The organism is Candidatus Accumulibacter meliphilus (genome assembly GCF_036625345.1).
In the GTDB taxonomy this organism is placed as follows: domain Bacteria; phylum Pseudomonadota; class Gammaproteobacteria; order Burkholderiales; family Rhodocyclaceae; genus Accumulibacter; species Accumulibacter meliphilus.
Window position 1 is genome coordinate 1 of the sequence record NZ_JAZKTZ010000026.1, and the last position, 20465, is coordinate 20465.

Genomic DNA, 20465 nt, shown 5'->3' on the forward strand with positions numbered 1-20465 from the left:
TCGACAATTATCTGGCGGGCGAGGCGGGGCAGGCCGGTGGTGAAGAGTACCAGATGGCGCACATCCTGCTGCGTGCCCCCGAGTCGGCAAGCCCGGAGCAGATTCAACAGCTACGCGCAAAGAGCGATCAGATCGTTGAGCGGCTGCGCCAAGGCGAGAACTTCGCCCAACTGGCTGCTGCTTATTCGGATGCGCCGGATGGTCTGCGTGGCGGCGATCTTGGCTGGCGTTCACTCAATCGCCTGCCGACGATGTTTGCCGAAGTGGCCGCGAAGCTCCAGGTGGGCGAGGTGTCGCCGGTCATGCGCAGCTCGAACGGCTTTCATCTGGTCAAGTTGCTCGGCAAGCGGGGCGGTGGTGCCTTGCCGGCCGTTCAGCAGACGCGCGCCCGGCACATTCTGATCAAGGTCAACGAAGTGGTCTCGGAACCGGAGGCCAGACATACCGTGGAAACCCTGCACCAGCGCATCAAGCACGGCGAGAACTTTGCCGATCTGGCCAGGCTTTTCTCGCAGGACGGCTCGGCGTCGAAAGGTGGGGATCTTGGCTGGATCTACGCCGGTGATACGGTACCGGAGTTCGAGGGGGCGATGAATCAACTGGCTCCTGGCCAGCTCAGTGAGCCGGTGAAATCGCCTTTTGGTTTCCATTTGATCGAGGTCACCGAGCGTCGCGTCCAGGATGTGTCGAGTGATCGTCAGCGCACTGCGGCACGGCAGGTGCTACGCGAGCGCAAGCGGGATGAGGCCTATCAGGACTGGCTGCGCCAGATGCGAGACCGCGCCTACGTGGAGCTTCGCCTGGAGGAAAGATGAGCGCCATGTCGTGCCCGCCGGTGATTGCCGTCACCAGTGGCGAACCGGCCGGCATCGGTCCCGAGATCTGTCTACGCCTCGCCGATTGCTCGCTGGACGCTCGCTTTGCGGCGCGAATCGTTGTTCTGGCGGATCGCTCGCTGCTCGCCGAGCGGGCGGCGGCATTGCACTTTCCCTGCACACTGCGTGAGTGGCAAGCGGCCCGGTCGCCACAGGTCGGCACCCTGGACGTTCTGCATCTGCCGCTAGCTGCCGCGGTCAGGCCCGGTCAACTTGATGCGGCCAATTCCCCTTACGTGCTGGCGCTGCTGGACCGGGCCCTGGACGGCTGCCAGAGCGGTGAGTTTGCGGCCATGGTCACCGCGCCGGTGCACAAGGGCATCATCAATGATGCCGGGATTCCCTTCAGCGGGCACACCGAGTATCTGGCGGAAAAGACGGCAACGCCACGTGTGGTGATGATGCTCGCTGGTGGCGGTTTGCGGGTGGCCCTGGTGACCACGCATCTGCCGCTGCGGGACGTGCCGGCGGCGGTTACCCAAGGCGCTGTCGAGGAAACCCTGCGCATTCTGCATCGCGAGATGGCGGCGAAGTACGGGATTGCCCGCCCACGCATTCTGGTTGCCGGTCTCAATCCACATGCTGGCGAGGGAGGCTACCTGGGCCGTGAAGAGATCGAAGTGATCACGCCGGTCCTCGAGCGCCTGCGTGCCGAAGGCATGACCCTGCTCGGGCCGTTGCCAGCCGATACGATGTTCTCTCCGCCGCTCCTCGAACGCGGCGACTGCGTTCTCGCCATGTACCATGATCAGGGTCTCACGGCGCTCAAGTACGCGAGTTTTGGCCAGGGCATCAACGTCACGCTGGGCCTGCCGATCATTCGCACCTCGGTTGACCATGGCACAGCGCTGGAACTGGCGGGCAGCGGACGAGCCGATCCCGGCAGCTTGCTGGTGGCCATCGAGCAGGCCATCGAGATGGTGGCTAGGGCGGCTCCGGTGGCTCCGCTCGCTCGACCCGGCGGCAGCAAGCAAGTGAGCGCATGAGGACGCATGTCGCGCGCAAGCGCTTTGGCCAGAATTTCCTGGTCGATCAACAGGTCATCGCGGCGATCATCGACCAGCTGGCGGTGCAGCGTGACGAGACGGTGGTCGAGATTGGCCCGGGGCTGGCCGCCCTGACCGCGCCCCTGTCGCGACGGCTTGATCACCTGCACGTCGTCGAGATCGATCGCGACATTGTTGCCCGGCTTGCGAAAAGCTATCCGACCGAGCAACTGACGGTGCACGCGGGCGATGCGCTGGTTTTCGATTTTGGCCGCCTGGCCAGCGCCGCTGGTGGCCAGCTGCGCATTGTCGGCAATCTGCCGTACAACATCTCGACGCCGCTGCTCTTTCATCTTGCTGGCTATGGTACTTGCGTGCGCGACATGCATTTCATGCTGCAAAGGGAAGTCGTCGAGCGCATGGTCGCCGAGCCGGGAAGTGGCGACGTCGGCCGGCTGACGGTGATGCTGCAATACCGTTTCGTCGTCGAGCGCCTGCTCGACGTGCCGCCAGAGGCTTTCGATCCGGCGCCCAAGGTGCACTCGGCGCTGGTGCGCCTGATTCCGCGTCCCCCGGAAGCCTTGTCGGTGGTGAACGAAGCGCACTTCGCTGCGCTGGTCGCCGCTGCTTTCAGGCAGCGCCGCAAAATGCTGCGCAACAGCCTCAGGGGCATGCTTGACGAGGATCAGCTGGCGGCGCTTGGCGTTTCGCCGACCTGCCGGGCAGAGGAACTGTCGGTTGCCGACTATGTTCGCCTGGCCAACACCTTGACATGAAAACGGCGTACCGAGACTGGCTACGCCGTGCGCTCGGTTTGCTCGCCGTTCAGCCGCTTTTCTTGACCGCACAGGTATTGGCTCCGAGCAGCGAGTAGGCTGGACAGACGCCGAACAGACCGGTCAGCAGCGGTACCACACCGATCCAGCCCCAGGCGCCGACGACGCCCAGAGCAGCCATCGAGACGAGCGCGATACCGACGACGATACGCAGGATTTTGTCGATTCCACCGACGTTTGTTTTCATGATTGGCTCCGTTAACCGTGTTGAGTGAAGGCGACAGCGTACGTCGCGGCGGCCTAGCTGTATGTAACTGCAGTCACAGAGGCAAGCGGAGACAAAGGATAGGGAGTCCAGGGGCCGCGCGGCAAAGAGCGTGCGGCCTGGCAAGCACGCACGCGGCCAGACGCTGTCAGCGAGAGCCGTCGGCCAGTTGCTGCAGCCCGCTCGGGTCGATCACCGTAATCTGTTCACGACCCAGCCTGACCAGTCCCTGTAGGGCGAAGCCCTTGAGCAAACGGCTGATCATCTCGCGGACGCTGCCGAGTTCCTCCGCCAGTGCCTGGTGGGTGGCATGGATAGTGTCACCCTTGGCGAGGAGCAGTTTTGCCAGGCGTTGATCGAGGCGGTGGAAAGCGACTTCTTCGACCAGTTGCATCAGTTCGGCGATGCGTTCGGCAAACAGGTGGAAGACGAAGCTGCGGAAGCTCGCATGTTCGGCGAGTAGTTTTTCGAAAGTCGCGATCGGCAAGAGGAGTAGCGACAGGGGGGTTTCAGCAATGCCACGCGCCGAATACGGCGTGTGACCGAGCAGGCAACTCGAGCTGATGATGCACGAGCCGCCCGGTTCGACGCGGTAGAGCAGCATTTCGCGACCGCCGGCGGTACTTTTCACGACCTTGATCGTGCCCGCGAGAAGCAGCGGGAAACCCATACAGTCCTGCCGCTCGCTGAACAGTTGCGTGCCGGCGGGCAGGTCGCGCTGAGTCATTTGCTGGCCGAGGGCCGCCAGTTGTTCGGCCGCTAGCGAACGCAGGCTTGGATAGAGCGCGAGCAGGGATGGCGGCAGGCTGCCCGCTGGCGTGCCAGGCATCAGTCGGCCCAGTCAGCCAGTTCCGCAGTCACCGGTGCGTGGTCCGATGGCCGCTCGAGCTTGCGTACTTCGCGGCTGATGCCGGCCAGCGTGCAGCGCTCGGCGAGTGCGTTCGAGAGGAGGACGTGGTCAATGCGCAGGCCGCGGTTCTTCTGAAAGCCGAGCATTCGGTAGTCCCACCACGAAAAACTCTTCTCCGGCTGCTCGAAAAGGCGAAAACTGTCCTCCAGGCCAAGGCCGAGGAGGCGCTGGAAAGCGGCTCGCTCGGGTTCGGAGCACAGGATCTGTCCGGCCCAGGCCGCCGGGTCGTGCACGTCGCGGTCGTCGGGGGCGATGTTGAAGTCACCGGCCAGGACCAGACGTGGGTTGTCGGCCAGTTGAGCGCCTATCCAGTTGACCAGCGCCTCCAGCCAGGCGAGCTTGTAGGCGTACTTGTCGCTGCCCACCGCCTGGCCATTCGGCACGTAGGCGCAGACGACACGAATCCCGTTCACGCTTGCCGCCAGCAGGCGCTTCTGGGGATCCGCGTAAAGGGGGTTGCCACAAACGATATCTGTCGGCGCGTCGCGGCTCAGCAGAGCAACGCCGTTGTAGGTTTTTTGTCCGGAGAAGGCGACGTGATAACCGGCGGCCGCGAGCTCCTGCGCCGGGAAAAAAGGGTCGTCGAGCTTGGTTTCCTGCAGGCAGACGACATCGGGTTGCCGCGCCGCCAACCAGTCGAGCAGCTGCGGCAGGCGGACCTTGAGTGAATTGACGTTCCAGCTGGCGATTTTCATTGGCTGGGCGCAGCGGCAGGTTTGAAGCCGTAGGGCGCGCTGACCGGATAGCCAGCGAAGTCGAGCAGCTCGTTCCATTTGGGGGGCGCAAAGCCGGTCGCATGCTGCCGACCGACACTGATGCTGGGCAGTACGGCGTCGCCGCCCAATTGGCGGCCAAGCGCTGTCAGCTCTTCCTGGCTGGTGAGCAGCTTTTCCGAGAAGGGAACGCCACGGCCATTGAGCAGTGCGCGTGCTTGCTCGCAGGCGCCACAGTCGGCGCTGGTAAACAGGGTCACCGGAAATTTTTCGCTCGCCTGGCGAATGGTGTAGGGCATTTGCTGCTGTTCGGCGGCGATGCTGGGTCCTTCAGTGACGGTCACGTCGCGCGTTCCCGGTGGCGGGGGCCGGTCGGAGATCACCGTGATGCCGCTGCGCGGGTCCTCCCAGCGGTAAGTGGTTTGTGCGCTGACGGCGGTCGCGGCAAGCAATGCCGTGGCGATGCAGGCGAAACGCAGGGCGCTTGTCGTGTCCATGGCTGAGTTTCCTTTGCTGGCAAAGTCGCGCACGCGACTCACGAAACTCCCTTCTCCCCGTGCCGGAGAAGGGTCGGGGAAGAGGGGGACGGTCGTGGCTTTCATGATGTGGAGAGCATCGACATGGCATGACCGTTACACGCCAACCATGCCGCTGTGCCTGAGCAGCGCGTCGACTTGCGGCTCGCGACCGCGGAAGGCGCGGAAGTTTTCGATCGCCGGACGACTGCCGCCGACCGACAGAATGGTGTTCAGGAAGCGTTGGCCGGTGTCTTGGTCGAAGGGGTCGCCGGCCTCTTCGAAAGCGCCGTAGCAGTCGGCCGAAAGGACCTCCGCCCACTTGTAGCTGTAGTAGCCGGCACCATAACCACCGGCAAAGATGTGCGCGAAACTGTTCGGGAAGCGATGCCACGCGGGCGGCACGAGAACCGCAACTTCGCGACGCACGTCGCCGAGCAGGTCGAGGACGCTGCGCTCGTCAGCCGGGTCGTAGTCGCTGTGCAGCAGCAGGTCGAACAGCGAAAACTCGATCTGGCGAAGCGTTTGCATACCGCTCTGAAAGTTCTTGGCGGCCAGCATCTTGTCGAACAGCGCGCGCGGCAGCGGCTGGCCAGTGTCGACATGGCTGCTCATCCCCTGCACGACGCTCCACTCCCAGCAGTAGTTTTCCATGAACTGCGACGGCAGTTCGACGGCGTCCCACTCGACGCCGTGGATGCCGGCGACCGCCAGTTCATCGACGCGGGTCAGCAAGTGGTGCAGGCCGTGACCCGTCTCGTGGAAAAGGGTGATCACGTCGTCGTGCGTGAACAGGGCCGGCCGTGCCTGGCCATTCTTGCTGCCGATCGGCCGCGAGAAGTTGCAGTTGAGATAGGCCACCGGTTTTTGGATGTTGTCGCTCGCCACTGATCCCGGCGGTCGTCGGCGGCGAGTGATTGCTTCGTCCATCCAGGCGCCGCCACGTTTCGTTTCGCGGGCGTAAAGGTCGAGGTAGAACTGGCCAAGGAGTTCGCCGGCCGGCGTTTCGATGCGGAAAAAGCGGACGTCCTGGTGCCAGAGCGCTGCGCTGTCAGGCTTCAGGCAGACGCCAAACAGCGTTTCGATGACTTTGAAGAGACCGCTGAGGACTTTCTCTTCGGTGAAATACTGCTTTACTTCCTGCTCCGAGAAGGCGTAGCGCTTCTGCAAGAGCTTTTCGGAAACGTAGCCAATATCCCAGGCTTCCATGCTTTCGAGTTGCAGCTCGCGACGCGCGAAGGCGCGCAGCTCGGCGATATCCCGTTCGGCAAAAGGCCGGGCCTTGACCGCCATCTCGCGCAGGAAGTCGAGGACCTGTGGCACCGACACGGCCATTTTCGGTACCAGCGAGACTTCGGCGAAGTTGGCGTAGCCAAGCATTTGCGCTTCTTCGCGGCGCAGGCGGAGGATCTGGCTGATCAGCGGCGTATTGTCGAGCTCGGCAGGCCCGAATTCGGCGGCGCGGGTGGTGTAGGCACGGTACATCTGTGCGCGCAGGCGGCGACTGTCGGCGTATTGCATTACCGGCAAGTAGGAGGGCATGTGCAGAGTGAACTTCCAGCCGCTCTGAGCGTCTTTCTCGGCCGCCTCGCGCGCCGCCTGGCGAGTGTCTTCGGGCAGGCCGGCAAGTTCGGCCTCGTCGCTTACCCACTCGGCAAAGGCGTTGGTGGCGTCGAGCAGGTTTTCCGAGAACTTGGCCGAGAGCTGCGAGAGTTCCTCGGAAATCGCCTGGAAGCGTGGCTTCTGATCGTCCTGCAGCTGCGCACCGGCAAGTCGGAAATCACGAATCTCGTTGTCGATGATGCGCTGCTGCACCGGCGAAAGGCGTGCGTATTCAGCACTCTCGGCGATTGCCTGGTAGGCGGCGAAGAGCTTTAGGTTCTGGCCGAACTCGGCGTAGAAGCGTGACACTTCAGGCAGCATGCGGTTATACGCCGCGCGCCATTCGGGGACGTCATTGACCGCGTGCAGATGGCCGACAATTCCCCAGGCGCGCGACAGCGGTTCGAGGCCGTCGGTCAGGGCGGCGGCAAAGTCGTTCCAGGTCGTCGCGGCGCCTGGCGACGTCAGCCGCACAATCAGCGCCCGGCAGTCATCGAGCAGCTGGCTGATCGCCGGCTGCACGTCGCTCGGCGCGATGGCGTCGAAGCGCGGCAGGCCGGACAGGTCAAGAAGAGGGTTGTCGGACGGGGTGGTGGCAGTCATCAAGGGTTCCGTGGGTGCAGGGGAGGGTGCTCGCCGAGCGCAGAGCGCTTGTTCCGGGCAGGGCTAGCGTCTGGCTGTCTGGCTGTCCGGATGGTCGCTGGCAGCTCGCTGTTCTACAAGGTCGCGATAGGCGTGCCAGGAGGCGTGCCCGATCAAGGGCATGAGCACGATCAAGCCAAAAAACAGCGTGCCGATGCCAAGCACGGTCAGCGTTGCAACCAGTGTCGCCCAGAAGACCATCAAGCGTATGTTGGCATCGACGGCACTCAGGCTGGTGCGCATGGCGACGATGAAGTCCACCTGGCGATCGAGCAGCAGCGGCACCGAGACGACGGTGATGGCGAAGACCAGTAAAGCCAGACTGCCACCGCTCATCAACCAGATGATCATCAGATCGCGATTTTCCGGCAGCTTGGGCATCTCGGCCAGCAAGATCAGCAGGTCAGGCGGGATATGTGGTGCCAGGACCAGGAAGAGCAGCGTCGAAACGCGTTCCCAGCACAGTCCGATGATGGCCAGGAGCAGCCCGAGCTTGATCAGTTCGCGGGCGTTGCGGCGGCCACCCGCCAGCGATTCGAGAAAAGTCGAAGACTGGCCGGCCTGGCGGCGGCGGCTGATCTCGTACAGTCCGCCGCAGAGCATCGGCGCAATGAGCAGGAAGCCGGAAGTGGCGGCAATGAAGAGGTGGCCTTGCCGCCAGGCAAAGATGGTGATCAGGTCGCCAAAGATGGCGAACAGAAGGCCATACGAGAGGCTGGCGATGGGATTGGCGCGCATGTCGCGCCAGCCCGCGGCCAACCATACCAGGGGCTGGCCGACGGCGACGCTGCGAACCTTCAGCGGTGCTTGGCGCCGCTCGGATGACGTGGCTTCTAGACCCATGCGGTCTCCTTGCTGACGGGGCGTCGGCCGAATGTCATGCGCCGCGCCTGCGCGGCGGTCACTGGACAGGCTTCTCTCCGGTGAGGCACTGCAAGGCCTCGGCGTACTTGGCACGCGTTCCGGCGATCACCGCCAGTGGCAAGCTTGGGCCGGGTGCCTGCTTGTTCCAGGGCAGTGTTTCCAGATAGTCGCGGATGTACTGCTTGTCGTAGGAGGGCGGATTGCTGCCCTCGCGGTAGTCATCGGCTGGCCAGAAGCGTGACGAGTCCGGAGTCAGTACTTCGTCGATCAGGTGTAGCGTGCCGGCAGCATCGAGGCCGAACTCGAATTTGGTGTCGGCAATGATGATGCCGCGCGTAGCAGCATGCTCGGCGGCGGCGGTGTAAAGTGCGATCGCCACGGCGCGTGTCTGCGTGGCAATCTCGGCGCCGCTCTTGCCGGCGACGGCAAGGAGGTCGGCGAGCGCGCTCGCACAGTCGGCTTGCGCGCGCTCGAACGACACGTTCTCGTCATGATCGCCGATGGCGGCTTTCGTCGCCGGCGTGAAGATCGGCTCCGGCAAGCGGCTGGCGAGGCACAGCCCCGGCGGCAGCGGGATGCCGCAGACGGCCCCAGTGGCCTGGTAATCCTTCCACCCCGAACCGATCAGATAACCGCGCACGACGGCCTCGATCGGTAGTGGCCGCAAGCGCTTGACGACCAGTGAGCGGCCACGGACCTGGGCGCGCTCGTCGTCCGCGACCACGCTTTCCGGGTCGATCCCGGTCATCTGGTTGGGGACGATGGCCGCAAGTTTTTCAAACCAGAAGCAGGCCAGCTGGGTGAGCAGTCGGCCCTTGCCGGGAATCGGGTCGGGCAGGATGACGTCGAAGGCCGAGAGGCGATCGCTGGTGACGATCAGCAGCTTGTCGTCGCCGACGGCGTAAATGTCGCGCACCTTGCCGCGGCCTAGCAGGGGCAGGCTCTTGATCGTCGATTCAAAGAGGGCATCGGTCACGTTGCTGATCCGGTTAGGAAATGGGTCGTCGCCAGTGCGAAAGTCGAGCGTTGGGATTATAGGACACATCCTGGCTGCCACGAGCGCGGCGTCGGTCCGCCGCGTTTCGCCAACCGGAACGGCCCGGGCGATTTCCGTGACGGGTTCTGCGGCACGCCTTCCGCTCAGGCCGCGGGACCCTTCTTTTCGCCGACGCGAACAATCTTCATCGTATTGGTGCCGCCGCTATTGCCCATCGGCTCACCGGCTGTGATGACGATGAAGTCTCCCTTTTCGACCACGCCCTCCTTGATCAACTGTTGCTCCGCCGCGTCGAGCAGTTCATCGCGGGAGCTTGGCTGATGGCTCATGTGTACCGGGGAAACGGCCCGATAGAGACTCATCTTGGTTACCGCCTCAGCCCGCGGCGTCAGCGCGTAGATCGGCACACCACAGTTCAGGCGGCTCATCCAGAGAGCCGTCGAACCGGAATCGGTGAGCGCGGCGATGGCCTTGACCTTGAGGTGGTGAGCCGCCCAGATGGCGGCCAGCGAAATCGTTTGGTCGATGCGCGTGAAAACTCGATTGAGGAACTCACGCTCGAGAGTCACTTCCGAGGATTTTTCGGCCTCCAGGCAGATTCGCGCCATCGCTTCAACAGTCTCCACCGGATACCTGCCGGCAGCGGTTTCAGCCGAGAGCATCACCGCGTCGGTGCCGTCGAGAACGGCGTTGGCGACGTCAGAGACTTCGGCACGGGTCGGGTTCGGCGAGACAATCATCGACTCCATCATCTGCGTAGCGGTAATCACCAGCTTGTTGTTCTCGCGTGCCATGTGGATCATGCGCTTCTGCAGCGCAGGTACGGCGGCGTCGCCGACTTCGACAGCGAGGTCGCCGCGGGCGACCATGATCCCGTCCGAAGCGGCGATGATCTCGGCGAGTGCGGCCACGGCTTCGAGGCGTTCGATCTTGGCAATGGTCTGCGCATGTCCGTTCGCGGCATGGATCAGTTGCTTGGCCATGTACATGTCGGCCGCACTCTTGGGAAACGAGATGGCTACATAGTCAACGTCGATGGCGGCCGCCGTGCGGATATCCTCCATATCCTTGGCGGTCAGTGCGGGTGCCGAAAGGCCACCTCCCTGCTGGTTGATACCCTTGTTGTCGGACAAGTCGCCGCCATGGCGAACAACCGTGAAAATCTCGGAGCCGAGCACGCGCTGCACGTCAAGCACGATGCGACCGTCATCGAGCAGGAGGACGCTGCCAGGTGAGACGTCGCGCGTCAGGTCTTTGTAGTCGAGGCCGACGCGTTCGGAATTGCCCAACTCGCACTTGGCGTCGAGGATGAAGGGCGCGCCTTGCTCCAGCCGGATCTTGCCCTCGGCGAACTTGCCGACACGGATCTTCGGGCCTTGCAGATCGGCGAGGATGCCTACCGGGCGTCCGACGCGGGCGGCTACTTCGCGAACCAGTTGCGCACGCGCAACATGATCCGCCGGTTTGCCGTGGGAAAAATTGAGGCGCACGACGTCGACGCCGGCGCGGATCATTCGTTCGAGTACATCGGGATCCGACGAGGCCGGACCGAGGGTGGCGACGATCTTGGTATCGCGGGGCATGAGCTTCCTATTATTCTTGTACAGACAGTGGTTTTGTCTGGGGCCTGTTTCAGGGCGCTGACCAGGGGCACGAGCAGGCTTTCCTGCCGCTGCGTGGGACAGCGATGGGCATCATCAGGTTCAACGAGGATTTCTGATCTTGTCGGCGATCGACGGCGACGGCGAAGACGACGGCTGCAGGGTCAGGGCTGCACCGAGCAGATCCATCAAGCGCCGAAGTGGCGCAAAAAACCTGCACTGAAAAAGCACAAGCACAGGAAAGCGTCGATCGAGGAAGCGGGGAAAGAGAAGGGAAGAAAACACGAGGGGCGCCCGAAGGCGCCCCTGAACGGCAGTTTAGCGGGCCATGACCTTGATCATTTCCAGCACCTTGCAGGAATAACCCCACTCGTTGTCGTACCACGAGACGACCTTGACGAAGGTGCCGTCAAGCGCCATGCCGGCATCCGCGTCAAAGACCGAGGTGCAGGTCTCGCCGCGGAAATCGGTGGCCACCACTTTGTCGGTGGTGTAACCGAGAACGCCCTTCATCGGGCCTTCCGAGGCCGCCTTCATCGCTGCGCAGATCTCCTCGTAGGTGGCGTCCTTGTTCAGCTCGACGGTCAGGTCAACGACCGAGACGTCCGATGTCGGCACGCGGAAGGCCATGCCGGTGAGTTTCTTGTTGAGCTCGGGAATGACTTTGCCGACGGCTTTGGCAGCACCGGTCGAGGACGGAATGATGTTCTCGAGGATGCCGCGGCCGCCACGCCAGTCCTTGTTGGACGGACCATCAACGGTTTTCTGGGTCGCGGTTGCCGCATGAACCGTGGTCATCAGGCCACGCTTGATGCCCCAGTTGTCGTTCAACACCTTGGCCACCGGGGCCAGGCAGTTGGTGGTGCAGGAAGCGTTCGAAATGATCGTCTGGCCGGCATAGGTGCTGTCATTGACGCCAAACACGAACATCGGCGTGTCGTCCTTGCTCGGTGCGCTCTGGATGACTTTCTTGGCGCCGGCGGCGATGTGCTTCTGGCACGACTCGGTGGTCAGGAAAAGACCGGTTGCATCAACCACGATGTCCGCACCAACTTCGTCCCACTTCAGCTCGGCCGGATCCTTGACTGCGGTCAGGCGGACTTTCTTGCCATTGACGATCAGCGAATTGCCATCCACCGCAACCGTGCCCTGGAAACGACGATGCACGGAATCATACTTGAGCATGTACGCCAGGTAATCGGGTTCGAGCAGGTCGTTGATACCGACGATTTCGATCTCGTTCGAAAAATCTTGCACAGCAGCGCGAAACACCATCCGTCCGATACGGCCAAAGCCATTGATCCCTACTTTGATGGTCATGAAACGGTCTCCTTGAGAAATTACAACACTGATTTCACGGTCGTGACCACATTGGTCACCGTGAAACCGAAAAAGTCGAACACCTGGCCTGCGGGTGCCGACTCTCCAAAACGATCGATGCCGATAACGGCGCCGTCAAGTCCGACGTACTTGCGCCAGAAATTGCTCACGCCCGCTTCGATGGCCACGCGCGGTAGCGCGCGCGGCAAAACTGCTTCCTGGTACGCCCGGTCCTGGCGGTCGAAGACCTCGGCGCAAGGCATCGAGACGACGCGCACGGCGACGCCCTCGTCGGCGAGCGCCTGGCGTGCGTCGAGTGCCAGCTTGATCTCCGAGCCGGTGGCGATCAGTAGCGCCTGCGGGTTCGCGCAGTCTGCCAGAACATAAGCGCCACGGCGAATCATGTCGGGCGCGATGCCGGTGCTGAGCGTCGGCAGATTCTGCCGCGAGAGCGCCAGAACTGTCGGGCCGTCAGCACGTTCGAGAGCGGCGATCCAGGCGACCATCGTTTCGCTGGCGTCGGCCGGGCGCCAGACGTCAAGGTTGGGGATCAGGCGTAAACTGGCGATGTGCTCGACCGGCTGGTGGGTCGGGCCATCTTCGCCGAGGCCGATCGAATCGTGCGTGTAGACCATGATCTGGCGCAGCTTCATCAGCGCCGCCATGCGGATCGCGTTGCGCGCGTAGTCCGAGAAGACCAGGAAGGTCGCGGTGTACGGGATCAGGCCGCCGTGCAGGGCGAGGCCGTTGGCGATTGCGGTCATGCCGAATTCACGCACCCCGTAATAGAGGTAGTTGCCGCCCCGGGTTCGGCTGATGCCCTGCGAGCCTTTCCACAGCGTCAGGTTCGAGCCGGCAAGGTCGGCCGAACCGCCAAGCAGTTCGGGTAGCTGCGGCGCGAAGGCACTGATCGCGTTCTGCGACGCCTTGCGGGTGGCGATGTTTTCGGCCTTGGCCGCGACCTCGGCCAAGGCTTGTGCGCAGCAGATGTTCCAGTCGGCCGGTAGCTCGCCGCGCATGCGGCGCAAAAACTCGGCGGCCAATTCCGGGAAAGCGGCCTGATAGGCCGCAAAGCTCGCCTGCCAGTTGTTCTCGAAGGCCTGGCCGCGGACGCGGCCGTCCCAGCTCTCATAGACGGCTGCGGGGACTGCGAAGGGCGCGTGTTGCCAGCCGAGATGTGCGCGCGTGGCGGCGATCTCCGCGCTGCCGAGCGGCGCGCCATGAACGTCGTGGCTACCCACCTTGTTTGGCGAACCTTCGCCAATGCGTGTCTTGCAGCAGATCAGCGTCGGGCGCTCGCGCTCGGCGCGTGCCGCGAGCAGTGCCTGGTCGACGGCGTCGCTGTCGTGTCCGTCGACGGCGGCGATGACCTGCCAGCCGTAAGCGGCGAAGCGTTGCGGGGTGTCGTCGGTAAACCAGCCTTCGACATGGCCGTCGATGGAGATGCCGTTGTCGTCGTAGAGGGCGATCAGCTTGCCCAGTCCGAGGGTGCCTGCCAGCGAGCAGGCTTCGTGTGAAACGCCCTCCATCAGGCAACCGTCACCAAGGAATACGTAGGTCGAGTGGTCGACGATGGCGTGACCGGGACGATTGAAATCGGCGGCCAGAACCTTCTCCGCAATGGCCATGCCGACGGCGTTGGCGAGACCCTGGCCGAGCGGCCCGGTTGTTGTTTCCACTCCGGGGGTATGACCCACTTCCGGGTGTCCGGGCGTCTTCGAGCGAAACTGACGGAAGTTCTTCAGGTCGTCAATGGAGACGTCGTAGCCGGTGAGATGCAGCAACACGTAGAGCAGCATTGAGCCGTGACCGTTGGAAAGGACGAAACGGTCGCGGTCTGGCCAGTGGGGATTGCCCGGGTTGTGTCGCAGGTGGCGACGCCAGAGTACTTCGGCTATTTCAGCCATTCCCATGGGCATGCCAGGGTGGCCGGAGTTGGCTTGCTGCACCGCATCCATGGCAAGTGCACGGATGACGTTGGTCAGGTCGCTGGATGCAAGAGGCACGATAATTAACCGATCAGGAGTGGGGCGATGGGTAGCATGGGCAAATTATCCGCCAAAACAGCGGGCATTGCCACCTCCCCTTGTGACGCAGCGCGAGGAGGGGTCTGCTTGTCACTACAGATAGGCATTGCTCTTACGCTGCTCTCTTTTGAATAGTAAAAGCTAACCATAAACAGAAAAAAGTTTAACTTTTAATTATCTATTGCGCCGCCTACACTGGCCAGCATTGAACGACGCCAGGCGACCCGAATGCACAACCCGCCGGCCGAACGCCCCATGAGCAGCAGCCTCCTTTTCCGCGCGGCGCGGCGGCAAACGGTCAAGCGGCAGGCGCTCATTTTCGACGTTGACGGGGCACTCGCCGAGACGGAACGCGACGCTCACCGCCTGGCCTTCAACCGCGCCTTTGCGCAGTTTGGCCCGGGCTGGGAGTGGTCGGTCGTCACCTGCGGCAAGTTGCCCTTCACCATTACTCGACACGGAGACAAGCATGGACCAATCGAATCGTTACGCCGACCTCAGCCTCAGGGAAGACGAGCTGATCAGTGGCGGCAAGCATATCCTGGTGGCTTACAAGATGAAGCCCAAGGCCGGTTACGACTATCTGCAGGCGGCTGCACATTTCGCCGCCGAGTCGTCCACCGGCACCAACGTCGAGGTGTGTACCACCGACGATTTCACCCGCGGTGTCGATGCCCTGGTCTACCTGATCGACGAAGCCAGCGAAGAGATGCGCATCGCCTATCCGGTCGACCTTTTCGATCGCAACGTCACCGACGGACGGATGATGATCGTTTCCTTCCTGACCCTGGTGATCGGCAACAATCAGGGCATGGGTGACATCGAGCACGCCAAGATTTATGACTTCTACGTGCCCGACCGCGCGCTGCAGTTGTTCGACGGTCCGGCCAAGGACATTTCCGACATGTGGCGGATTCTCGGTCGCCCGCTCAAGGACGGTGGCTACATTGCCGGGACGATCATCAAGCCCAAGCTAGGGCTGCGCCCCGAACCCTTCGCCAAGGCAGCCTACCAGTTCTGGCTCGGCGGTGACTTCATCAAGAACGACGAGCCGCAGGGCAACCAGGTGTTCGCGCCGATGAAGAAAGTCATGCCGCTGGTCGCTGACGCGATGAAGCGGGCGCAGGACGAGACCGGGCAGGCGAAACTGTTCTCGGCCAACATCACCGCCGACGATCACTACGAAATGTGCGCCCGTGCCGACTACATCCTCGAAACTTTCGGGCCCGACGCCGACAAGGTCGCGTTCCTGGTTGACGGCTATGTCGGCGGTCCGGGCATGGTCACCACCGCTCGCCGCCAGTACCCCAACCAGTACCTGCATTACCACCGCGCCGGGCACGGCGCGGTCACCTCGCCAAGCTCAAAGCGCGGCTACGATGCCTACGTGCTGGCCAAGATGGCACGTCTGCAGGGTGCCTCGGGAATTCACGTCGGCACCATGGGCTACGGCAAGATGGAAGGCACGGCCGACGACCGGGCGATCGCCTACATCATCGAACGCGACGAATATCAGGGCCCGGCCTATTTCCAGAAGTGGTATGGCATGAAGCCGACGACGCCAATCATCTCCGGCGGCATGAACGCCCTGCGCCTGCCCGGCTTCTTCGCCAACCTCGGCCACGGCAACGTCATCAACACCTCGGGGGGCGGTTCCTACGGCCACATCGACAGCCCCGCCGCCGGCGCGATTTCACTGCGCCAGGCCTACGAGTGCTGGCAAGCCGGCGCCGACCCGATCGAATGGGCTCGCGAGCACCAGGAATTTGCGCGTGCTTTTGCGTCCTTCCCGGGCGACGCCGATACTCTCTATCCCGGCTGGCGCGACAAACTCGCCGCCCATCGCTAATGTAGAAATCGCGCGCCGCGGGCAGGCTTCCTGAAAGTCTGCATGGGAATGGCGAATGGGGAATGGGAAGCAAGGAATGGGAAGCAAGGAATGCGGGATGCGGAATGCGGCGCCACACCAGCCCGCACGTCATTGCGAGGAGGCGCAGCCGACGCGGCAATCCAGTTCCATCGTCTCACTTTCTCGCCGCATTGACCCATTGGCAACGCGAAAAGCCATACCTCTGGATTGCCGCGTCGGCTTCGCCTCCTCGCAATGACGGTGAGTGGGGAAAGGGGGGAGCGGTTGCCGAAAAGTCTCATCAAGAATGCAGCAGACACAAGCAGGTGCGGCGGGCAGGGCGGGGACTAAGGTGGCTGCATTTGCGGACCCGTCGCTCATCAACTCACCGCCGGCCGGCCGACCGACCGATTTCAGAACAGCGATAGCCACAGGAACAGGAACAGGCCATGACCGACAAGGAGCAGTTCAAGGTTCGCGACGAGCCTTTCTATCAACCGCAGGGCAGGGAAGTCGCACTCTACGAAGCGGCTTACGCGGCGCGTCTGCCGGTGATGGTCAAGGGGCCGACCGGTTGCGGCAAATCGCGTTTCATCGAATACATGGCCTGGAAGCTCGAACGGCCGTTGATCACCGTCGCCTGCAACGAAGACATGACCGCGTCCGACCTGGTCGGGCGCTACCTGCTCGAAGCCAACGGCACGCGCTGGCTCGACGGACCGCTGACCACCGCGGCGCGCATTGGTGCCATCTGCTATCTCGACGAAGTCGTCGAAGCGCGCCAGGACACGACGGTCGTCATCCACCCCCTGACCGACCATCGGCGCACCCTGCCGCTCGACAAGAAGGGCGAGTTGCTGCGCGCGCATGCCGACTTTCAGCTGGTGATCTCCTACAACCCCGGCTACCAGAGCCTGATGAAGGACCTCAAGCAGTCGACCAAGCAGCGTTTCACTGCTTTCGAGTTCGACTACCCCGATGCGGCGCTGGAGATCGCCATCCTGGCCAGCGAAAGCGGTATCGACGCAGCGACCGCTGCGCAGCTGGTAAGTATCGGCGCCGCGGCAAGGCGCCTCAAGGGGCACGGCCTCGACGAAGGGGTTTCAACGCGCCTGTTGGTCTATGCTGCAACCCTGATCAAGGGCGGTGTCGCTCCCGTCGATGCCTGTCGCATGGCGCTGGTGCGCCCGATCACCGACGATCGCGACATTCGCGACACGCTGGACCACGCGATCGACGCCACTTTCACCTGAGTGCGCTTGCCGAGTAGAGGTTCAGGCAATGACCCCTCCCGACGATACCGCCGCCCCTTCCTGGGACGAGCGCCTGCGCGGCTACCGCGAGCAGCTCGCCTGCGGCTTCCCGCAGGTCGGCGAAGTCTTCGAAGACTGCATGCGCGAAGCGCTGGCCGTCCTCTCGGCCGAAGGCGTCGCCGGCTATCTCGATACGGCGCGCTTCCTCGGCGGCATGGGCCGCGGCGTCGAGCCGCTACTGGCATTCCTCGAGGAGTGGCCGCCGATTGCCAAGCTGGTCGGCGAAGCGGCCTTGCCGGCGGTTACCGCCAGCATGCATGCGCTCTGGAAATCACCGAATGCCAAGGCAATAACCCCCTTCCTGCAGAGCCTGGCCGCCGTCGCCCGGCGGCTGCCGTCGCGCCAGCAGCTGCAGCGCTACCTGGACCTGACGCAGGAGTTCACCGCGCGCACCACAGGTTCGATCCACGGCATTCATCAAACTTTCGCCAGCCCCGGCCTGCCCGATTTCCTTGCGCAGGCCCCGACCCTGCTCAATCAGTTGTCGATCTCCGGGCTGCGCAACTGGGTCGATTACGGCATCCGCAACTACCCGAATCATCCCGAGCGGCAACGCGACTACTTCAGCCTCAAGTCGGCGGACAGCCGCGCCGTGCTGCAGCGCGAGCGCCGCGGCACGCTGCTGGTCGACAAGGAGCGCCTGCTCGACCTCTACCTGCGCGGGCTGTGGGGCGACAGCACGCAACTGGTGCCGTATCCGGCCGATCCCGACGAACCGCAGCAGCGACCGCTGCCGTATTACGACGCTTCGGGCATCCGCCTGCCGGACGTCCTTGACGATGCGCACGGCGTTTCCGGCATCGACCGCTACCGCGCAACCCTGGCCCACATTGCCGGCCATCGCCGCTGGAGCACGCCGATGTTCGCCGACAACTGCAGCCCGATGCAGCGCCTGGCGATCGAGGTTTTCGAAGACAGCCGCATCGAGACGCTGGTCATGCGCGCCTACCCCGGCATGCGCCGCATCTTCCTGGCGCTGCACCCGACGCCGCGCGCCGGCGCCTGCGACCCCGAAACCACCTCCTGCCTGCGGCATCGCCTGAGCATGCTCTCGCGCGCGCTGCTCGATGCCGAACATGGCTACCAGGACGCCGAGCTGCTGAAGTTCGTTCGCCACTTCCACGAGACGATGGCCCAGGGCGAATCCGGCAGCGAAGCAATCGCCGAGCTGGCACTGGCCTACATCGCCCGTACCCGTCGCCAGAGCGACCAGCTGGCCAATATCCATTTCGCCGACAGCGAGGTCGGCTATCGCGACGACAACCGCCACCTGTGGCGCTTCCACGAACTCAGCGACGACGAGGAAATGTTCGACGAACAGCGTCCGACGACAGCCGCCGCCGATGTCGATCGCCTGCCGCCGCGCCACTATCCCGAGTGGGACTACCAGAGCCAGAGCTACCGGCCGGACTGGGTCAGCCTCTACGAATCGCTGCACCCGGCGGGCGACGCCGCGGATATCGACCGCCTGCTCGAAAAACACGCCGCCCTGGCCCGGCGCCTGAAGCGTCTGCTGGACATCCTCAAACCGCAGGACAAGGTTCGCATCCGCTACCAGGAAGAGGGCAGCGAACTCGACCTCGATGTCGCCCTGCGTTCGCTGATCGACTTCAAGGGCGGCGCCAGCCCCGACCCGCGTATCAACATGAGCCACCGCACAGACGGTCGCAACCTGGCGGTAATGGTTCTGCTCGACCTCTCGCAGTCGCTGGCCGACAAGGTCAAGGTCGGCGCCAGCGGCGGCGAGCAGAGCATTCTCGAACTGAGTCAGGAAGCGGTGTCCCTGCTCGCCTGGTCGATCGAGCAACTCGGCGACCCTTTTGCCATCGCCGGTTTTCACTCCGACAGCCGCCACGACGTCCGCTACCTGCACCTGAAAGGCTACAGCGAGCGCTGGGGCGATGTCGTCAAGGCCCGTCTGGCGGCGATGCAGGCCGGCTATTCGACGCGCATGGGCGCCGCCATGCGCCACGCTGCACACTACCTGGCGGCGCAGAAAGCCGACAAGAAACTGCTGCTCGCTGCTCACCGACGGCCAGCCCGCCGACGTCGACGTCCATGACGAGCGCCTGTTGATCGAGGATGCCCGCAAGTCGGTCGAGGAACTCGATCAGCAAGGCATTTTCAGCTACTGCATCAACCTCGACCGCAAGGCCGACGACTACGTCGGGGACATCTTTGGCCGCCGGTATACGGTGATCGACAACATCGAGCGTCTGCCGGAGCGGCTGCCGGAGCTGTTCATGGCGCTGACGCGGTAAGCAGGGAAGAGCCGCGGCGACGCGCTTGCGCGCTAGGTGGCAGGCGCGAAAGATCGCAACCAGCCACAAATCATTGATTGTAGTGGCGTTTCTGACGCTACCAAGGTTCGATTCGCCGGGCGGCTGCCCGTCCATGACCGCGCCCTCAACGCTCACGAAACGACAAGGACCCAAATCAAAGCTGAGCACTGTTGCTCTGGTTGAGGCCCTTGAATTCCCTGTCCTTGATCGCGAGTGTGTCGACCTTTTTTACACTCCCCCGCGTAAAACCTCCCTTAAGTTCTTAAGTTATTGTTTTGTTGTGTATTAATAAATGTGGCACAGATCATGCTTTGTATCTGGCGTAGCTCCCCAATCAAAGTCGATCGCCGTTCTACCTTTCTTCCCTGGAGACCAAAATGAAAAACATGTTCAAGACAAGCGCCATTGCTGCTGCGCTGCTTCTCGCCGCCGGTGCGGCCAGGCCGGTACCGTCATTTACAACACCGGCTCTGCCGCTACCGCCGCCGTCGCGCTGGGGGTCAATGATGATGGTTCGCTGAACACTACGCCCAACATCGTTGTGAATTCTAGTGTGACTGGTTTGGCCTATCAGTTTGGCAGCGCTACCGCGTCGGACTGGCGTGACGCCACCTCGCCCGGCTGTTTTTGCGAAGGCTGGGGGGTATCGGTGAATGGCACGGATAGCGGCTATGCCAACGTTACCACTGATTCTGGGCCCAACAACCTGACCTTCGGCGCTGCAACCGCTGTTACAGGCAGCACGGTCACCACCACCACCAGCCTCACCAGCCTGCCCGGACTTGTCGTCAAGCAAGCCTATCAACCTTCAACCAATGCGCCGGGCGCATTGTTCCGCGATCACGTCACGATCACCAACACGACCGGTGCTGCGGTCTCCGACGTCAAGTACGTACGCGTCATGGACTGGGACGTCCCGCCGACCGAG

General features: G+C 63.1%; 16 protein-coding genes and 3 pseudogenes. 9 read left to right on the forward strand and 10 right to left on the reverse strand.

Features of this window, described 5'->3' with window-relative positions; all coding sequences use genetic code 11:
• The 3 genes from V5B40_RS24960 to rsmA form a co-directional block, all read left to right on the forward strand.
• The coding region (locus tag V5B40_RS24960; protein WP_332357042.1) for a peptidylprolyl isomerase at positions 1 to 815 on the forward strand (815 nt) is incomplete at its 5' end.
• A 5-nt stretch (positions 816 to 820) separates the two neighbouring features.
• The gene (gene pdxA / locus V5B40_RS24965; protein ID WP_291998012.1) at positions 821 to 1861 is read left to right on the forward strand and encodes a 4-hydroxythreonine-4-phosphate dehydrogenase PdxA; all 1041 of its coding nucleotides are present in this window, start codon (positions 821 to 823) and stop codon (positions 1859 to 1861) included.
• The gene (gene rsmA / locus V5B40_RS24970; protein WP_332357043.1) at positions 1858 to 2637 is read left to right on the forward strand and encodes a 16S rRNA (adenine(1518)-N(6)/adenine(1519)-N(6))-dimethyltransferase RsmA; all 780 of its coding nucleotides are present in this window, start codon (positions 1858 to 1860) and stop codon (positions 2635 to 2637) included. The genes pdxA and rsmA overlap by 4 nt, the downstream gene beginning before the upstream one ends.
• 49 nt (positions 2638 to 2686) lie before the next feature.
• Here the strand turns inward: rsmA and V5B40_RS24975 are convergent, their stop codons facing one another.
• The 10 genes from V5B40_RS24975 to tkt form a co-directional block, all read right to left on the reverse strand.
• Positions 2687 to 2884, reverse strand: coding sequence for a YgaP family membrane protein (locus V5B40_RS24975; RefSeq protein WP_169065490.1), 198 nt, complete (start codon positions 2882 to 2884; stop codon positions 2687 to 2689).
• Positions 2885 to 3050: 166 nt separating this feature from the next.
• The gene (locus tag V5B40_RS24980) at positions 3051 to 3731 is read right to left on the reverse strand and encodes a Crp/Fnr family transcriptional regulator (RefSeq protein ID WP_169065489.1); all 681 of its coding nucleotides are present in this window, start codon (positions 3729 to 3731) and stop codon (positions 3051 to 3053) included.
• Entirely contained in the window at positions 3731 to 4507 is a 777-nt protein-coding gene (gene xth, locus V5B40_RS24985; protein ID WP_169065488.1) for an exodeoxyribonuclease III, read from the reverse strand. Before xth ends, V5B40_RS24980 begins: the two co-directional genes overlap by 1 nt.
• Positions 4504 to 5022: a DUF4124 domain-containing protein gene (locus tag V5B40_RS24990; RefSeq protein WP_169065487.1), complete on the reverse strand. Its 519-nt coding sequence runs from the start codon at positions 5020 to 5022 to the stop codon at positions 4504 to 4506. Before V5B40_RS24990 ends, xth begins: the two co-directional genes overlap by 4 nt.
• Before the next feature lie 135 nt (positions 5023 to 5157).
• Positions 5158 to 7245: a M3 family metallopeptidase gene (locus tag V5B40_RS24995; protein WP_291997885.1), complete on the reverse strand. Its 2088-nt coding sequence runs from the start codon at positions 7243 to 7245 to the stop codon at positions 5158 to 5160.
• A 63-nt stretch (positions 7246 to 7308) separates the two neighbouring features.
• Entirely contained in the window at positions 7309 to 8127 is an 819-nt protein-coding gene (locus tag V5B40_RS25000; protein ID WP_169065485.1) for a DUF2189 domain-containing protein, read from the reverse strand.
• A gap of 58 nt (positions 8128 to 8185) precedes the next feature.
• Positions 8186 to 9124: a phosphoribosylaminoimidazolesuccinocarboxamide synthase gene (locus V5B40_RS25005; RefSeq protein ID WP_169065484.1), complete on the reverse strand. Its 939-nt coding sequence runs from the start codon at positions 9122 to 9124 to the stop codon at positions 8186 to 8188.
• A gap of 164 nt (positions 9125 to 9288) precedes the next feature.
• The gene (gene pyk, locus V5B40_RS25010) at positions 9289 to 10728 is read right to left on the reverse strand and encodes a pyruvate kinase (RefSeq protein WP_169065483.1); all 1440 of its coding nucleotides are present in this window, start codon (positions 10726 to 10728) and stop codon (positions 9289 to 9291) included.
• Between the two features lie 336 nt (positions 10729 to 11064).
• On the reverse strand, positions 11065 to 12066 hold the full coding sequence (gap, locus tag V5B40_RS25015) for a type I glyceraldehyde-3-phosphate dehydrogenase (RefSeq protein WP_169065482.1): 1002 nt from the start codon (positions 12064 to 12066) through the stop codon (positions 11065 to 11067).
• Between the two features lie 20 nt (positions 12067 to 12086).
• The gene (tkt, locus tag V5B40_RS25020) at positions 12087 to 14072 is read right to left on the reverse strand and encodes a transketolase (RefSeq protein WP_332357044.1); all 1986 of its coding nucleotides are present in this window, start codon (positions 14070 to 14072) and stop codon (positions 12087 to 12089) included.
• A 276-nt stretch (positions 14073 to 14348) separates the two neighbouring features.
• Here tkt and V5B40_RS25025 point away from each other — a divergent pair.
• From V5B40_RS25025 to V5B40_RS25050, 6 genes and pseudogenes are all read left to right on the forward strand, one after another.
• A pseudogene (locus tag V5B40_RS25025) lies at positions 14349 to 14531 on the forward strand (hypothetical protein); the annotation flags it as partial.
• A gap of 31 nt (positions 14532 to 14562) precedes the next feature.
• Positions 14563 to 15942, forward strand: a complete 1380-nt coding sequence (locus V5B40_RS25030) for a ribulose-bisphosphate carboxylase (protein WP_332357045.1) — start codon at positions 14563 to 14565, stop codon at positions 15940 to 15942.
• A 449-nt stretch (positions 15943 to 16391) separates the two neighbouring features.
• A complete protein-coding gene (locus tag V5B40_RS25035; protein ID WP_291997889.1) occupies positions 16392 to 17195 on the forward strand; it encodes a CbbQ/NirQ/NorQ/GpvN family protein in 804 nt (267 codons plus the stop codon).
• A gap of 28 nt (positions 17196 to 17223) precedes the next feature.
• Positions 17224 to 19516: pseudogene (locus V5B40_RS25040) on the forward strand (nitric oxide reductase activation protein NorD).
• Positions 19517 to 19914: 398 nt separating this feature from the next.
• Positions 19915 to 20058: a hypothetical protein gene (locus tag V5B40_RS25045; protein ID WP_332357046.1), complete on the forward strand. Its 144-nt coding sequence runs from the start codon at positions 19915 to 19917 to the stop codon at positions 20056 to 20058.
• 41 nt (positions 20059 to 20099) lie between these two features.
• Positions 20100 to 20465: pseudogene (locus V5B40_RS25050) on the forward strand (hypothetical protein); the annotation flags it as partial.

What these genes read in the sequence shown, in the direction of transcription:
- pdxA (WP_291998012.1), top strand. Translation starts at nt 821, where the DNA reads ATGTCGTGCCCGCCGGTGATTGCCGTCACCAGTGGCGAACCGGCCGGC.
- rsmA (WP_332357043.1), top strand. Translation starts at nt 1,858, where the DNA reads ATGAGGACGCATGTCGCGCGCAAGCGCTTTGGCCAGAATTTCCTGGTC.
- V5B40_RS24975 (WP_169065490.1), bottom strand. Translation starts at nt 2,884, where the DNA reads ATGAAAACAAACGTCGGTGGAATCGACAAAATCCTGCGTATCGTCGTC.
- V5B40_RS24980 (WP_169065489.1), bottom strand. Translation starts at nt 3,731, where the DNA reads ATGCCTGGCACGCCAGCGGGCAGCCTGCCGCCATCCCTGCTCGCGCTC.
- xth (WP_169065488.1), bottom strand. Translation starts at nt 4,507, where the DNA reads ATGAAAATCGCCAGCTGGAACGTCAATTCACTCAAGGTCCGCCTGCCG.
- V5B40_RS24990 (WP_169065487.1), bottom strand. Translation starts at nt 5,022, where the DNA reads ATGGACACGACAAGCGCCCTGCGTTTCGCCTGCATCGCCACGGCATTG.
- V5B40_RS24995 (WP_291997885.1), bottom strand. Translation starts at nt 7,245, where the DNA reads ATGACTGCCACCACCCCGTCCGACAACCCTCTTCTTGACCTGTCCGGC.
- V5B40_RS25000 (WP_169065485.1), bottom strand. Translation starts at nt 8,127, where the DNA reads ATGGGTCTAGAAGCCACGTCATCCGAGCGGCGCCAAGCACCGCTGAAG.
- pyk (WP_169065483.1), bottom strand. Translation starts at nt 10,728, where the DNA reads ATGCCCCGCGATACCAAGATCGTCGCCACCCTCGGTCCGGCCTCGTCG.
- gap (WP_169065482.1), bottom strand. Translation starts at nt 12,066, where the DNA reads ATGACCATCAAAGTAGGGATCAATGGCTTTGGCCGTATCGGACGGATG.
- V5B40_RS25030 (WP_332357045.1), top strand. Translation starts at nt 14,563, where the DNA reads ATGGACCAATCGAATCGTTACGCCGACCTCAGCCTCAGGGAAGACGAG.
- V5B40_RS25035 (WP_291997889.1), top strand. Translation starts at nt 16,392, where the DNA reads ATGACCGACAAGGAGCAGTTCAAGGTTCGCGACGAGCCTTTCTATCAA.
- V5B40_RS25045 (WP_332357046.1), top strand. Translation starts at nt 19,915, where the DNA reads ATGAAAAACATGTTCAAGACAAGCGCCATTGCTGCTGCGCTGCTTCTC.